The 14,224-nt window shown below is 34.2% G+C and carries 16 protein-coding genes; 8 read left to right on the top strand and 8 right to left on the bottom strand.

Translation table 11 applies throughout. The features are described 5' to 3' along the window. The first annotated feature begins 357 nt into the window (after positions 1 to 357). Together OZP11_RS20405 and OZP11_RS20400 are read left to right on the top strand one after the other, a co-directional pair. Positions 358 to 1,791, top strand: coding sequence for a CCA tRNA nucleotidyltransferase (locus tag OZP11_RS20405; RefSeq protein ID WP_281232334.1), 1,434 nt, complete (start codon positions 358 to 360; stop codon positions 1,789 to 1,791). 13 nt (positions 1,792 to 1,804) lie between these two features. Next, positions 1,805 to 2,830, top strand: coding sequence for a COX15/CtaA family protein (locus tag OZP11_RS20400; RefSeq protein WP_281232333.1), 1,026 nt, complete (start codon positions 1,805 to 1,807; stop codon positions 2,828 to 2,830). Between the two features lie 269 nt (positions 2,831 to 3,099). On the opposite strand, the gene OZP11_RS20395 is transcribed toward OZP11_RS20400, so the two are convergent. The 8 genes from OZP11_RS20395 to OZP11_RS20360 all read right to left on the bottom strand — a co-directional run bounded on the left by OZP11_RS20395 (position 3,100) and on the right by OZP11_RS20360 (position 9,843). Next, a complete protein-coding gene (locus tag OZP11_RS20395; protein ID WP_281232332.1) occupies positions 3,100 to 3,864 on the bottom strand; it encodes a LytR/AlgR family response regulator transcription factor in 765 nt (254 codons plus the stop codon). Between the two features lie 38 nt (positions 3,865 to 3,902). Continuing rightward, complete coding sequence (locus tag OZP11_RS20390) at positions 3,903 to 4,271, bottom strand: 2TM domain-containing protein (protein ID WP_281232331.1); 369 nt, start codon at positions 4,269 to 4,271, stop codon at positions 3,903 to 3,905. 16 nt (positions 4,272 to 4,287) lie between these two features. After that, on the bottom strand, positions 4,288 to 4,593 hold the full coding sequence (locus OZP11_RS20385) for a 2TM domain-containing protein (RefSeq protein WP_281232330.1): 306 nt from the start codon (positions 4,591 to 4,593) through the stop codon (positions 4,288 to 4,290). Positions 4,594 to 4,642: 49 nt separating this feature from the next. Beyond that, positions 4,643 to 4,954 carry a 2TM domain-containing protein gene (locus OZP11_RS20380; RefSeq protein WP_281232329.1) on the bottom strand — a complete coding sequence of 104 codons (312 nt, stop codon included), beginning with the start codon at positions 4,952 to 4,954 and terminating at the stop codon, positions 4,643 to 4,645. Then, complete coding sequence (locus tag OZP11_RS20375) at positions 4,954 to 6,291, bottom strand: histidine kinase (RefSeq protein WP_281232328.1); 1,338 nt, start codon at positions 6,289 to 6,291, stop codon at positions 4,954 to 4,956. The genes OZP11_RS20380 and OZP11_RS20375 overlap by 1 nt, the downstream gene beginning before the upstream one ends. Before the next feature lie 15 nt (positions 6,292 to 6,306). Beyond that, positions 6,307 to 6,927 (bottom strand): hypothetical protein, encoded by a 621-nt coding sequence (locus tag OZP11_RS20370; protein WP_281232327.1) that lies wholly within the window; start codon positions 6,925 to 6,927, stop codon positions 6,307 to 6,309. 44 nt (positions 6,928 to 6,971) lie between these two features. Next, positions 6,972 to 7,379, bottom strand: a complete 408-nt coding sequence (locus OZP11_RS20365) for a DUF2141 domain-containing protein (RefSeq protein WP_281232326.1) — start codon at positions 7,377 to 7,379, stop codon at positions 6,972 to 6,974. Between the two features lie 298 nt (positions 7,380 to 7,677). Beyond that, positions 7,678 to 9,843, bottom strand: coding sequence for a TonB-dependent receptor (locus tag OZP11_RS20360; protein WP_281232325.1), 2,166 nt, complete (start codon positions 9,841 to 9,843; stop codon positions 7,678 to 7,680). 141 nt (positions 9,844 to 9,984) lie between these two features. On the opposite strand from OZP11_RS20360, the gene OZP11_RS20355 reads away from it, so the two are divergent. From OZP11_RS20355 to OZP11_RS20330, 6 genes are all read left to right on the top strand, one after another. Further along, entirely contained in the window at positions 9,985 to 10,443 is a 459-nt protein-coding gene (locus OZP11_RS20355; protein ID WP_281232324.1) for a DinB family protein, read from the top strand. 11 nt (positions 10,444 to 10,454) lie between these two features. Then, positions 10,455 to 10,934 carry a hypothetical protein gene (locus OZP11_RS20350; protein WP_281232323.1) on the top strand — a complete coding sequence of 160 codons (480 nt, stop codon included), beginning with the start codon at positions 10,455 to 10,457 and terminating at the stop codon, positions 10,932 to 10,934. A gap of 48 nt (positions 10,935 to 10,982) precedes the next feature. Beyond that, positions 10,983 to 11,441 (top strand): YciI family protein, encoded by a 459-nt coding sequence (locus tag OZP11_RS20345; protein ID WP_281232322.1) that lies wholly within the window; start codon positions 10,983 to 10,985, stop codon positions 11,439 to 11,441. 8 nt (positions 11,442 to 11,449) lie between these two features. Then, entirely contained in the window at positions 11,450 to 12,025 is a 576-nt protein-coding gene (locus OZP11_RS20340) for a sugar O-acetyltransferase (protein ID WP_281232321.1), read from the top strand. Continuing rightward, positions 12,025 to 12,414, top strand: coding sequence for an SMU1112c/YaeR family gloxylase I-like metalloprotein (gloA2, locus tag OZP11_RS20335; RefSeq protein WP_281232320.1), 390 nt, complete (start codon positions 12,025 to 12,027; stop codon positions 12,412 to 12,414). The genes OZP11_RS20340 and gloA2 overlap by 1 nt, the downstream gene beginning before the upstream one ends. 449 nt (positions 12,415 to 12,863) lie before the next feature. Beyond that, complete coding sequence (locus OZP11_RS20330) at positions 12,864 to 14,147, top strand: chloride channel protein (RefSeq protein WP_281232319.1); 1,284 nt, start codon at positions 12,864 to 12,866, stop codon at positions 14,145 to 14,147. Positions 14,148 to 14,224: the final 77 nt, after the last annotated feature.

The following is a 14,224-nucleotide window of genomic DNA, read 5'->3' as shown; positions in this document are numbered from 1 at the left end:
AAAAATTATTATTTGCAATTGATTTGTTCTATGAGCGTATATTTTTTTTTCGCCACGAATTCACGAATTTATCTTTTAAAATCTTTGCGTTTAGTTTCGAATGAATTCGGGTAATTCACTATTACATGTTTTTAAAATTAATTAAAATAATTCGTGAATTCGCGGCAGAAAATTTAGATTAATTCGTATAGTCCCGCCACTGTTTTTTATTTTCATAAAATTCAATTGAAAAATTGTGAATTTATTCAAAAAAGTGAGCAATAGATTATAATAGGCATTTTCTATGTTGTAAATTTGCGTGCATTTTATTTCATCTGAAATTCAAATTGCATTTTTACTCAAAAAATTACTGAATTCGTGGCTATACAAACAAACTATAAAACTGCACTACAGAATAAAATCTTCGGTATCATTTCCAAAGCTTCTCAGGAATTAAATGTTGACTCGTATGTTATAGGAGGTTTTGTTCGTGATTTACTTTTAAAAAGAGGATCAAAAAAAGATATTGATGTTGTAGCAGTTGGAAGCGGTATTGAATTAGCGTTGAAGGTTTCTGAATTACTTCCGAATAAACCAAAAGTACAGGTTTTTAAATCGTACGGAACCGCAATGCTTCGTTTTGAAGACACTGATATTGAGTTCGTAGGTGCACGAAAAGAATCGTATAACCGTGACAGCCGAAATCCAATTGTTGAGAACGGAACTTTACAGGACGATCAAAATCGTCGTGATTTTACGATCAATGCTTTTGCTTTGTCTTTAAACGAGAATAACTTTGGAGATCTTCTGGATCCATTCGACGGTTTAACCGATTTAGAAAATAAAACTATCAAAACGCCTCTTGACCCGGATATTACATATTCTGATGATCCATTGCGTATGCTTCGTGCCATTCGTTTTGCGACTCAGCTGCATTTTGAAATCGAAGAAAATTCACTGAATGCGATAACGAAAAATGCGGAACGTATTACGATCATTTCGGGTGAAAGAATAGTAGATGAATTAAATAAGATTCTTTCGACTCCTAAGCCATCTACAGGATTTTTACTTTTATACAAAACCGGGCTTCTTGATATTATTTTACCTGAATTAACAGCATTGAATCAGGTCGAAGAAATCGAAGGTCATACACATAAAAACAACTTCTATCATACACTTGAAGTCGTAGATAATATCTGCCCGAATACAGATGATGTGTGGTTACGCTGGGCAGCATTATTACATGATATTGGGAAAGCACCAACGAAACGTTTTAATAAAAAACAGGGATGGACTTTTCATGGACATGAATTTTTAGGCGGAAAAATGACTAAGAAAATCTTCGAACGTTTACACATGCCGCTAAATCACAAAATGAAATTTGTGCAAAAAATGGTGATTATGAGTTCACGTCCGATTGTTTTGGCAGAAGATATTGTAACTGACAGTGCCGTTCGTCGTTTGGTTTTTGATGCCGGCGAAGATGTTGAAAGTTTAATGACTTTGTGTGCTGCTGATATTACAACCAAAAATCCGGCAAAATTTAAAAAGTATCACAAAAACTTCGAAGTAGTTCGTCAAAAAATTATAGAAGTCGAAGAACGTGATCATGTACGTAATTTCCAGCCGCCAATTTCTGGGGAGGAAATTATGGAAATGTTTGATTTGAAGCCTTCTCGCGAAATCGGAATTTTAAAAGAAGCCGTAAAAGAAGCTATTTTAGAAGGAGATATTCCAAATGAATATCAGGCTGCTTACGATTTTGTAATTAAACGAGCTGAAAAATTAGGCTTAAAAAAAGTAGATAAATAAGTTATTTAATAAAATGAAAAAAGAAAATAAATCAGTAATCATTTGGTTACTATCGGGTTGTGTTTTATTATTTTTAATGGTTGTCGTGGGCGGTATCACACGTTTGACCAATTCAGGTTTATCAATGACGGACTGGCATTTAGTAACCGACACTTTCCCTCCTTTAACAGATGCTAAATGGCAGGCTGCTTTTGATGAATACAAGAAATTCCCTGAATACCAAAAAATCAATATTCACAATGATTTTCAGCTATCAGATTATAAATTTATCTATTTCTGGGAATGGTTTCACCGTTTCATCGGGCGCATTATCGGACTTGTGTTTTTTGTGCCTTTTGTTTACTTTTTAGCTAAAAAGAAATTAGATACGGATACCATCAAAAAATGTATCGTTCTTTTTGCAATGGGTGGTTTTCAGGGGTTTTTAGGCTGGTTTATGGTTCGAAGCGGTTTAATTGATAATCCGGACGTGAGCCACTTCAGACTTTCTTTACATCTTACTTTTGCATTTATCACTTTCGCATACACACTTTGGGTTGCATTAGATTTAATTTATCCGGAAAGAAATATCAATAAAATATTACCACTTCGCACTATTGCCCGTTATGCTTTAGCTGCTTTATTAATCCAGATTATTTACGGCGGATTTGTTGCAGGATTAAATGCAGGATTAATTCACAATCACTGGCCTTTAATGAGCGATGGCGAATTTATTCACGAATCGGTTTTTATTGAACAGTCGACTTTGGTAAAAAATTTAATTGAAGGAAAAAGCGGCGTTCAGTTTGTACACAGAACTTTTGCTTATGTTGTAGTGGCCATTATTCTTTTTCTTTTCTTCAAAAGCAAAAAATATACGCTTACGCATACTCAGGCAAACGGAATCAAAACTTTGGTAGTTTTTGTTTTCATTCAGTTTTTACTTGGGGTTTTCACTTTATTGTACAGCGTTCCTTTGGCATTAGGATTAATTCACCAGATTATGGCATTTTTCCTTTTAAGTGCCATGACATATACATTACACAGATTGAGTAAATAATCACAGAAAATATTAGATATTAAAAAGAGCCGAAAATTTCGGCTCTTTTTTTTAGGTACGTTCTATATAATTAAGACCGGATTAAATTCGGTCCTGCAATATTTATCAAGCCGATGGCTCTTTTGCATTTGTAAAAAATTAATTTTCTACACTAAAAGAAATTCCGCAGAAATGAAAAATAATACCGAAAGTAATGACAAGATAAATTCCAAATCTTTCTTCTAACATCTTTCTTCTAACATCTAACATCTAACATCTAACAAAAAAAACTACCCCAGCCAGCTTTTAAAATCCTGAACTTTTTCACGGCTTACAATTACCTCATCGTCTTTATAACTTGGTAAAATAACTTTTAAACGTGAATTGGTGTATACCTGGATTTCTTTGATTGCTTTTAACGGAACAATGAATTTTCTGCTTACGCGAAAGAAATCCTTCTTGTCCAGTTCCTGTTCCAGAATTTCGAGGGTTGAATCGATTAAATAATCCCGATTGTCGAAGGTATGAATGTATGTTCCTTTATTTTCACTAAAAAAACATTCGATTTCTTCTGTAGTAATAACTTTTAAATGCTGCCCGATTTTAACTGTAAACCGCTTTTTATACGATTTCTCAAATGGGTTTGACAACATCTGTCGGATTTGTTCAAAATCCAATTGCAGATTTGAAGTTTCTGCTGCTTTAGGAAGCCGCGATTTAAATTTTGAAACCGCTGTTTCCAGATCATCTTCATCAATTGGTTTTAGAAGATAATCGATACTGTTGAGTTTAAAAGCTTTTAAGGCATACTCATCGTATGCCGTTGTAAATATAATAGCGCTTTTAATATCTATTTTTTCAAAAATTTCAAATGATAGACCATCTGAGAGCTGAATATCCAGAAAAATCAAATCCGGATGCTGGTTTTTCGAAAACCATTCTACCGATTCTTCAACAGAATGAAGCATCGTTTCTACTGTAACATCTAACTTTTCAAGTTTTCTTTGCAGCAATCTTGCAGCTGGTTTCTCGTCTTCTATAATTAATGTGATCATTTACTATATTGTAAAATTTGAAAAATATTAAATCAAAATTACTCCCATTTGTTTGTATTTGCAGCTTCTTTCTGCATATATTTTTTAATTTTTCTTTCTTCCCAGTCAGAGCTGAAAAAAATATCACGGCCAAATACAGATAAGGCATGAGCGACTAAACCAATTCCCCAGAAAAATGCTGTCGAATAGGTATGCCATTCTGTTAATGCACTTGCGTGGATTCCTTCTGTAAAAATATCTTTATTCAGGTTTGCCACAATGATAATGATGTTTACAATGATGTACACTCGTAAATGCGAGTAAAATCCTTTTAATCTTTTTACCTTTCTGTAAGCATTGTTATAGCTTTCATCTGAACTAAATTCTTGTGCATATTCTTCGTACATGCGTCTTCTAAAACGTCCCATCTCTTTATTTTATTAATTATTTCCACTTGTTTTTATTCTCTTTTTCTTTTTCCATGAATTCTTTGATTTTTCTTTCTTCCCATTCTTTTCCAAGAACCGGAAATACTTCAAAGACTTTTAATCCGTGAAAAACAACTCCTGCTCCCCACCACATTAACGGCCAGAAAAACCATAAATATTTTGGTGATGTATACAAATTGATGAAGATCAAAATTGCATTTACTAAAATATAAGCTGCCAGATTTCCGTAAAATCCTTTTATTTTTTCGACTTTTTTTCGAGCCTGAATATATCGGTCTTCTTCGTTAAATTTCATTTCCATAATTACCTCCATTTTTGTCTTTTACTTTTCTTCGGAATCTTTATTAAGATTAGCTTCCATAATCTTCAAGTCTTTGCTTTTCTTCTTTCTCTAAAATTTCCCTGATTTTTCTTTCTTCCCATTTTTTATTGAAGAAAGCAGGAAACCTAAAAACTTTCATTCCGTGTAAGGCAACCGCTGCACCCCATCCCAGCAGACACCACAAACACCATAAATAGCCCGGAGAAGTCATAACATTAACCACAATTACAATTGGATTTGTAAGCACATAAACTGTTAAATGTTCGTAGAATTCCCTGATTTTTTTTACTCTTTTCTGAGCCTCGTAATAACGAGCTGCTTCTATATAATTTTGCTCCATTATTTCCACGTTTTTTGATTGTTTTCTTTTTCCAGAATTTCCCTGATTTTTCGCTCTTCCCAATCAGAACTGTAACCAAAAACCTTAAAAGCATGCATGGCTACTCCAAATCCCCAGCCCAAAGCCGAAAACCAAAACCATTGAAACTCCGGTGAAAATTTTAAATTGATAAACACCAAAAACGGAATTACACAACAGTATGAAATCACGTTTCCGTAGAAACCTTTTAATTCTTCAACTCTTTTTTTAGCTCTGTAATATGCTTTTGCTTCGTCGTTATATTCTGCACCTATATCCATAACAGTTATTTGTTTAGTTAAAATCGGAATCCTGACTGTGAAATTCTTTTCATCCTGTTCGACTTTCACTTTTCTGTCTGTTATGATTCCGTAACGATTTACAATATTCTGAAGTCCAACCCCCTGCCTGTCCTGCAAGACTTCTTTTTTCTGAAGATCATTTTGTATGGCCAGATAATCTTTGTCGATAAAAATTCGGATATGCAATGGTTTTTGTTCGCTGACTACATTGTGTTTCACTGTATTTTCCAGCAGAAGCTGCAAGGACAACGGCACCACTTTAGCATCCGGATTTATATTTTCTGTGGGCAGCTCGTAAAACAAACTGTTCTCGAAACGCATTTTCAGAAGGTTCATATAGGTTTTTGCAAACGATAATTCATCTTCTACAGAAACCAGTTCTTTATCTTTCTGCTCCAGAACGTATCTATAAATTTTAGATAATGAAGTCGTAAACCGCTGTGCATTATCCGGATTTTCCTCGATCAGAGAACTAAGAACATTCAGACTGTTAAAAAGAAAATGCGGATCGATCTGATTTTTTAAACTTTCGAATTTGGCATTTGCCGTTCCCGCAATTATCTTTTGCTGTCTGACTTTATTTTCCTGATACGCTTTGTAAAAATGCAAGGCGTGAAATACAAGCAGTATAATAAAAGCGATAACTGAATTTTCTACATAAGTCGAAGCTTCTTCATTTGCCAGAAAACTTACTATAGGGCGTCTTTCAATTACTACGTTTGTAAAAACCCGAAGCAGGAAAACAACAAAAACCGAAAGAAGAAATGAACTTACAAAACCTATAAAAATCCTTTTGTTCGAAAATCTGTTTTCTTTAAAAACCTTATCTAAAAACACAAACAGAGAGGCATTTGCAATATACAGCACAACACTGTAAAGCATACAGTACAAGAAAAATATGTACAGATTGTTATTGAAAATTGCAATTCCAAATGAAGCAAAACGAATCAGAAAGGAGAATACAAAAACTACTCCGCCAACCATCAGCGCTTTTAATAGATTTGGTTTTAAAGTCATTATTTTTAAATTAAATTATTTACAAGTTTTTTGGATTTCCAAAGCTCTTTCTAATCCCCATTTAGGAGAAAAAGGAGTTTCTGGTTTAAAAGTAGCAAAAAGTTCAATAGATTTATCAACTTGCGCGCACAAAGGTTTTGTATCAACGCCTGTCCATTTTGCGCCTCCTAACTGATAATCAGCCTCTCCAAACACAGCTCTTGGATTATTGGGGTCAATCGCTTTTGCTTTTGCGTACGCTTCCATCACTTTACCGGAATATTTCATTCCGTTTGTCATTGGGTCTGCCACAACATATCCCGTATAAATTAAAGCCTGTAAAACGTACAGCTCAGCATTGTTTTGATCTTTGATAAATTCTGCATCAAGCGCATCCTGAGCTTTCGTTAAAAGGAGATTGATTTTTGTTTTGTCTTTTTCGGTAAAAACAGCTGTCGCATTCATCAATGATACATAATAATTTGGCAGATAACTGTTTTTCTCTGCTGCTGCAATTCTTTCAAATAAAGCCGTAGCTTCGGCATTTTTCCCTTCTTTCCAAAGCCCTAAAGCTTTTGTCATTCCTTGTTCAAATTGTGTTTGTGCAGAACATAATACTACTGCAAATAATGCGGCTATAGTGATGATTTTTTTCATTTTTTAAAGTAATTAAATGGTTGATCTTGATTAGTTAGTTTTATTTATAATGTAAGTTCGATTTTTGAATCTTTATTAACAGTAAACTTAGCATCGTTATAAGAAGGAGGCCCCATAAATCCTTTAGCATTGTTTGATGCTGCAAAAGCCTCAGAAGGAATTCCCATTGCATTTCGATCCAGTTTTCCGTTGTTGTTTTCATCATGATAAGTTGAAATTGCATATTCGCCCGCAGGAATATTATCAAATGTTACAACTGCCTGATTGTTTTTAATTTCAGAAGAAAGACTTTGGTAAGTCGTTTTAAGAAAAGTTCCTTCTGAGTTGTACAATCCTACTTTTACAATTCCTGTATTGTTTTTTAAACCTGAAACAGAAACAGTTAATTTCACATTTTGAGCAGACATTAAACTGCAGATAAATAACATGGTAAGTGTAATAATTTTGGTCATGATTTCTTTTTTTTAAGGTTCTTTGGTTCTAAGTTTTTTATTGATGATTAAAACTCTTTTTTTTAAGGTTCAAAGGGACAGAGGTACAAAGGGGCAAAGTTATTTTGCTAACTATCTATCTATTAAACTTTTGTCTTTGTCACTTTCAATCTACACTTCAAAAGTATGCTGGTTTTTAGTCTTTTAAAATTAAATGCTGCTGAGTTGTTGATTTTTGATGATGAATTGTTTTTTTAAGGTTACTAAGGTTCTGCGTTTTTTCCTGATAAATAAAACCTTAGCGGTTTAGAGGCTCTTTCTACAAATTCTTCAACTGATTCTCATTCTTGTTCTGGCTGATCGTCCAGAAGAAACCTACGAAGAAAAATCGATCTGCTGTTGGCGTTACAGCTTGTCTGTTGTACACTCCGTTTGCGTCCGGTAATTTTGCGTAATCATATCCAAAAACATTCTGTGTTCCTAAAACATTTGAAACTGAGAAATAAAGGATTTTTTGTGTGGTTAATAAATATGCCCAGTTAAAACTCAAACTATTGTATGCTTTTGTTTTTCCGTTCATGAATTGTGTCTGGTTTGGATCGTTGTAAGGGCGTCCTGTGCTGAAACTGTTTGTAAAACCAACCTGGGACTTCCAGTCGGTAATAAAATATTTGGTTACAACTGATAGATTATGATTGGCCACAAAACTTGGAGTTGCCATGTTTGGAAAGTTTTTATACTGTCTTTCTGAATCGATGTATGAATATGAAATCCAGTATTCTAAATTTTTGTACAAATTGCTGTCTCTCCAAAAAATATCCAGTCCTTTTGCATAACCTGAACCGTTGTTATTAAAAACCGAATTGTACTGAATATCTCTTGTATCATACTGAACCAAATTACGGTAATCTTTGTAGTAAGCTTCGGCTCTAAAAGTCTGTCCCGGCTGTGTAAACTGATAATTCAGGATATAATGACTGGCTTTTTCACTTTCAAACTGATGGTATTTAGAATATTTAATATAATCTACAACCGGTGTCTGAGAAAAATCTCCGTAAGCAAATGAAAACTGGCTGCTTTTTGAAACTTTATAAGCAATAGAAGCTCTTGGTGCAAAGTTATTTTCGTTTAATAAACTATTATTAGAATATCTTAAACCTACTTTCATTGCTAATTTTTTAGAGAATAAAATATCCCCTTCGGTATAAGCCGCAAAAATGTTAGAATCGTAACCGTTTGCTACATCAACAGAAATATTATCGTTGAAATTTTCATTGAATTTTGTAATGAAATAATCTGTACCAAAAGAAAGTTTAAAATAATTTGAGATTTTTTTCTGAAGCTTTAATTTTAGCTGCGCCGCATTTTCGTTACTGTCAACATCATTTATATCATATTTGATTTGTTTTTTGCTGTAACCGTAGCTGATTCCCGAAGTTAACTGCCAGCCTGTTCCAAAAGTTCCTTTATAAGAAGAATTCAGATAAAAGTTGTTGTTGTTTAAATCGGTACGGATTGGATTTTCAAAATTTACATTTTTCTGATTCAAATCGAATTTTTCAGAATCGAAAGAAGCATATAGTTTGAAAATTCCGTTTGCAAAATTATATCTGTAAACCGTTTCGCCTCCAAGTGACTGATAAGGACTGTTCCATTTTACATTTTGAGGAACAACAGCCTGATAAGGAGCCAGATTGATATAAGCCATATTTACACTCAAAGAACTTTTATTCCATTTTTGAGTATTTCCTAAACTCAAACCAACCGTCATTAATCCTATATCTGTTTTTTCATGATCTGCCTCGTCCTGCGTATTCAAAAGCAAAACACTTGATAATGCTTCACCGTATTCTGCAGAATATCCTCCGGTAGAAAAGGCAATACCGCTGAACAAGAAAGGAGAAAAACGGCTTCTGGTTGGTAAATTATTGGTTGTAGCTCCGTAAGGCTGCGCAACGCGGATTCCGTCAACAAAAGTCTGTGTTTCGCTGGCTTCACCGCCGCGTACAAACAAACGTCCGTCCTCGCCCACACTTTGTGTTCCCGGCAAAGTCTGTAAAGCAGCCACGATATTTCCGGCAGAACCTGCTGTAGTTACAATATCCAATGGTTTTAAAACCGAAACCCTGGCTTTGTCTCCGGACTCAAATGTTCCGGCTGTAATTACAACGGCATCCAGAGCATTTACGTTTTCTCTTAATTTAACAGTTTGATCTTTGTAATTCGCCACATCAATCTCTTGTTTAAAAGTTTCAAAAAGCAAAAAGCTTACTACTAAAAACTTATTTCCAGTCTCGGCAGTTTCAAAAGAAAAATCTCCAGTTTCAGAACTTGTCGCTCCATCGTAAGTTCCGTCTATATAAATATTTGCCCCCGCAACCGGTTTGCCTTTTTGATCTACTACTTTTCCTGAAATAGTGTTTTGAGCAAAAATTAAAGCTGTAAAAAATAAAAAGCTAATCGTAAAAAATAATTTGGTTTTCATATCATCTCTGGTTTTTGATGAAGCAAATGTATTTTAACAATTAAAGTTAAAAAATATATAATAACCCAATTGTAGAATTTCGAGGATGAGTTGTAAATGACTAATTTGTATCTTAGCTAGGAATTCCAAAACCACCTAACTATGTCAGAAAACAAAAGAATTTCAGCACTTTACCAATCTATTTACAATGGAAACCCGTGGCTGGAGGTTAATTTAGCAGATACTTTAAAGAATGTAAACGCCGAACAGGCTTATAGAAAAATAAACCCTAACCTGAATACAATCTGGGAAATTGTGAACCATTTAATTCAGTGGAGAAGAAACATTTTACAGCGAATGCAGGGCGAAACGATTATAACGCCGGATCATAATTATTTTGTTCCCGTTTTAGATCCGTCAGAAGCTGCCTGGGAGCAATCATTACAGACACTTGCCAAAACACAGGAAGCGTGGAATACTTTTTTTGAAGATTTTGATGATGCCGATCTGACGAAAATCTATGTTAATAATGGTCATACATATTACGAACACATTCACGGAATTATTCAGCATGATGTGTATCATTTAGGTCAAATTGTTATTTTAAAGAAAATGCTTTAATAAACTTATTGATGATTGATGAAACACTAGATTACCAATGGCGAAAGATAAAAAACGGAAAACCCTTTCTGGGTGTTGTAAATCTTGAAATCAGTCCAAATGATAATCAAAATGAAATTATAGAAGAGTATAACGGTGATGGCTGGATTGGAATGGGTTATCTCGCCAGTATTCCTGCTGAAACTGAACCTGGAAAGGCGGGTTTTACAGACTGGAAAAAGGCAGTACAAAAAGGATTAGAATTTGCTTTTTCTAAAACTGAAGCCAAATGGACAGTAAAAATAAAAAAAGCAGCAGGTCTAATTGCAACCGATACAAATCCGACTATTTTGGGATATACTGTAATTTTAGCTTTTTGTAAGCAAGCCAATATTGAATTAGACGTTGCTCTACTTCAAAAAATTGAAGATTTTACCTTTAAAAGCTGGGAAGCTAAAAACTATGAAAAAATTCCGAATTTTATAGATTTAAAATATGAAGACTGTCTTTAATTCAAATTTTCAGCAAGACTTAATTGTAAACTTTAAACTTATTTTGTCATGAAAAAATCGCTGTTTTTATTCTTTCTTTTAATGGTAAGTGCTGTTGGATTTACTCAGGAAGCGGAAGTAAAATATGATGAAGCATTAGCCAAATCACTTCATGCCGATGAATACGGAATGAAAAAATATGTGTTCTGTCTTTTAAAATCAGGAACTAATACAACTGTTTCAAAAGAAGAATCCAAAAAATTATTTGAAGGCCACATGGCAAACATCAATAAATTGGCCAAAGAAGGAAAACTGGCTGTCGCCGGCCCTTTTATGAAAAACGACAAAAATTATCGCGGCATTTATATTTTTAATGTCGAAACTATAGACGAAGCCAAAGCGCTCGTTGCCACAGATCCGGCAATACAAGCCAATTTACTCGAAGCTGAATTAACGCCCTGGTATTCTTCTGCAGCTTTGCAGGAAATCACAAAAATTCACAATAAAATCGCCAGGACGAAAATGTAATACCCAATATGAAAACAGAAAAAGAAAAAATGATCTCCGGCGAATATTACAACGCCTTTGATCCAGAATTATTGAAAGGCCGCCGTGCCGCAAAAAATCTCTTGCACAGCCTTAATGTAAAAGAATACAGAGTTACTAAAAAAGCAAAAGAAATTTTAAAAGAACTAATACCAAATACAGGAGAAGGTTTCTATATCGAACCGCCTTTTCATTGTGATTACGGCTATAATATTTTTTGCGGCGAAAATGTTTATTTTAATGTGAATTGCGTTGTTTTGGACTGCGCGCCTGTAAATATTGGATCGAATGTTTTTATTGCTCCAAATGTTCAAATTTACACAGCTTCGCATCCGCTTGATGCTGAGTTACGAAAATCGCTTGAAAATGCATATCCTGTTACGATTGGCGACGACTGCTGGATTGGCGGTAATTCGGTAATCTGTCCGGGTGTAACTATTGGGAAAGGATGCGTGATTGGCGCAGGATCTGTCGTTACCAAAGATATTCCGGACAATTCGCTGGCAGTTGGAAACCCCGCAAAAGTAATTCGAAAACTAAATCAGGAATCTGAAACCAAAATCTAATGCTTACCCTCAATAAAATCCACCATATTGCCATTTTATGTTCTGATTATGAAAAATCGAAATATTTCTATACACAAATTTTAGGTTTAACGATTATCCGCGAAATCTATCGCGAAGAACGCCGGTCGTATAAATTAGATTTAGCTCTGAATGGTTCTTATGTAGTTGAATTATTCTCATTCCCCGATCCGCCAAAACGTCCTTCGAGACCGGAAGCTGTAGGATTGCGTCATTTAGCATTTGAAGTTATAAACCTAAACGAGACCGTTGCTTTTTTAACTTCAAAAAACATCGAATCTGAACCTATTAGAATCGATGAAACAACTCAAAAGCGTTTTACTTTTATTGCCGATCCGGATTTACTTCCTATCGAGTTTTATGAAAGATAAGTTTATCAATAGCGTCCAGCGTCAGCTGGATGAATAAATATAAAGTCCGTAAAAAAGGCTTTAGCCAAACAAAACGATTTTTTGGCTAAAGCCTTTTTCCATACATACTTTGAACCTCCAGCTAAAGCTGGAGGCAATCCAAATTAAAAATTTAAGATTTTTCTCTTTCAGAAATTCTATACAGATTGAAGATTTTACTTTATGGAATGCTAGTGTGATTACTTCCTGCAATCGAAATGACAAAACTGCCCGTATTTATTGACTTTGCATCAAAAAAACTTTGTGCCTTAGCCCCTTCACGGCTATCTTTTACACTTTTATACTAACGAAAGATTTTTCTTGTTTATTTGAGTTTTAACACATTATATTAAACATTTTCTATAAAAAACCGAATTTGATTCTTAATTTTGTAATCCGCAGAAAAAAACTGCGGATTTTTCAAACTAATAATGATGAACAAAACGGCGCAAATCAAAAAAAATCATCAATTTATCAAATTCCGAAAATTAGTTATTGTTTCTATTTTAATTGGCTTCCTTTCTGCCTTTCTCGGAATTTCATTAAAAAAAATAACCGAATATTACGAAGAAATCTTCTTTCATGAAGTATCGGTTAACCCACTATTTTATATCCTGTTTCCGGTTTTCGGATTATCGGTAATTTATTTCTTAAGACAGTATCTTTTTAAGAAAAAAGAAAACAAGGGAATCAAAGAAGTTTTTGAAAGCACAGGAAAAAATTCAAAAAATCTTCCTTCTTACAAAATTCCGTCTCACTTTATCAACGGATTATTAACTGTAATTTTTGGTGGTTCAACCGGAATCGAAGTTTCTACAGTTGTAGCAACTGCAACAATTGGTTCTGTTGCCCATGAAAAAGAAAATATTTTCCGTCAGTACAAAACAGAATTAATCTGCGCGGGAGTTGCGGCAGGAGTTACGGCACTTTTCAGCAGTCCAATTGCAGGTGTTTTGTTTGCTTTTGAAGTCATTTCCAGAAAAGTAACACGAGCATTTGTTATTTCAAATGTAATTGCGGTTTCGATTGCTTTTGGTTTGCTTACTATTTTAAAAGAAGAACCATTATTTGCGGTTTCAATCGTAAGCTGGCAGTTAAAAGCAATTCCGTATTTTATTTTATTGGGAATTTTAGCCGGAATCAATTCCGTTTACCTAACACGTTGTGTATTATTCTTTAAATCTCAGTTTTCTAAAATAGAAAGACATTATTATAAAATTCTAATTGGTTCTGTTGTTTTAAGTGTTTCGCTGTTCTTTTTCCCGCAATTGTACGGAGAAGGTTATCACGCGATAAAGGGCATCTTTGGAACTTCATCTCAAACCCAGTTAACAGTAACTTTGGCATTAACATTTATTGCTATTTTAATCTTAAAACCAATTGTAACTTCGATTACACTTGCTTCCGGAGGCGATGGCGGTGTGTTTGCTCCGAGTTTATTTATTGGTGCATTCTTAGGTTTATTACTGGCAACAGTTTTAAACAGCTTTTTCCACGTCAATGTAATTCCGGTTAACTTTATGATTATCGGAATGGCTGCAGTTCTAAGCGCGAGCATTCATGCGCCTTTTACAGCCATATTTTTAGTATGCGGATTAACAAACGATTACACATTATTTTTCCCAATTCTTGTGGTTTGTCTAATTTCAAAATACACTGCAAAAACAATTTATCCTTATACTGTATACAGTTATTCACCAAGCTTAATCAAATAAAATGTTTTTTTCTGCCGCAGATTATAAGGTTTAGAGATTATCTGAAATCAATTAATCTGCAGCAAAAAATACCACAA

Origin of the sequence: Flavobacterium gelatinilyticum (assembly GCF_027111295.1) — a bacterium.
In the GTDB taxonomy this organism is placed as follows: Bacteria; Bacteroidota; Bacteroidia; order Flavobacteriales; family Flavobacteriaceae; genus Flavobacterium; species Flavobacterium gelatinilyticum.
The sequence above is the reverse complement of the archived record's forward strand: the minus strand, read 5'-3'. Positions and strand labels throughout refer to the sequence as shown.

What these genes read in the sequence shown, in the direction of transcription:
- OZP11_RS20400 (WP_281232333.1), top strand. Translation starts at nt 1,805, where the DNA reads ATGAAAAAAGAAAATAAATCAGTAATCATTTGGTTACTATCGGGTTGT.
- OZP11_RS20395 (WP_281232332.1), bottom strand. Translation starts at nt 3,864, where the DNA reads ATGATCACATTAATTATAGAAGACGAGAAACCAGCTGCAAGATTGCTG.
- OZP11_RS20390 (WP_281232331.1), bottom strand. Translation starts at nt 4,271, where the DNA reads ATGGGACGTTTTAGAAGACGCATGTACGAAGAATATGCACAAGAATTT.
- OZP11_RS20385 (WP_281232330.1), bottom strand. Translation starts at nt 4,593, where the DNA reads ATGGAAATGAAATTTAACGAAGAAGACCGATATATTCAGGCTCGAAAA.
- OZP11_RS20380 (WP_281232329.1), bottom strand. Translation starts at nt 4,954, where the DNA reads ATGGAGCAAAATTATATAGAAGCAGCTCGTTATTACGAGGCTCAGAAA.
- OZP11_RS20375 (WP_281232328.1), bottom strand. Translation starts at nt 6,291, where the DNA reads ATGACTTTAAAACCAAATCTATTAAAAGCGCTGATGGTTGGCGGAGTA.
- OZP11_RS20370 (WP_281232327.1), bottom strand. Translation starts at nt 6,927, where the DNA reads ATGAAAAAAATCATCACTATAGCCGCATTATTTGCAGTAGTATTATGT.
- OZP11_RS20365 (WP_281232326.1), bottom strand. Translation starts at nt 7,379, where the DNA reads ATGACCAAAATTATTACACTTACCATGTTATTTATCTGCAGTTTAATG.
- OZP11_RS20360 (WP_281232325.1), bottom strand. Translation starts at nt 9,843, where the DNA reads ATGAAAACCAAATTATTTTTTACGATTAGCTTTTTATTTTTTACAGCT.
- OZP11_RS20355 (WP_281232324.1), top strand. Translation starts at nt 9,985, where the DNA reads ATGTCAGAAAACAAAAGAATTTCAGCACTTTACCAATCTATTTACAAT.
- OZP11_RS20350 (WP_281232323.1), top strand. Translation starts at nt 10,455, where the DNA reads ATGATTGATGAAACACTAGATTACCAATGGCGAAAGATAAAAAACGGA.
- OZP11_RS20345 (WP_281232322.1), top strand. Translation starts at nt 10,983, where the DNA reads ATGAAAAAATCGCTGTTTTTATTCTTTCTTTTAATGGTAAGTGCTGTT.
- OZP11_RS20340 (WP_281232321.1), top strand. Translation starts at nt 11,450, where the DNA reads ATGAAAACAGAAAAAGAAAAAATGATCTCCGGCGAATATTACAACGCC.
- gloA2 (WP_281232320.1), top strand. Translation starts at nt 12,025, where the DNA reads ATGCTTACCCTCAATAAAATCCACCATATTGCCATTTTATGTTCTGAT.
- OZP11_RS20330 (WP_281232319.1), top strand. Translation starts at nt 12,864, where the DNA reads ATGATGAACAAAACGGCGCAAATCAAAAAAAATCATCAATTTATCAAA.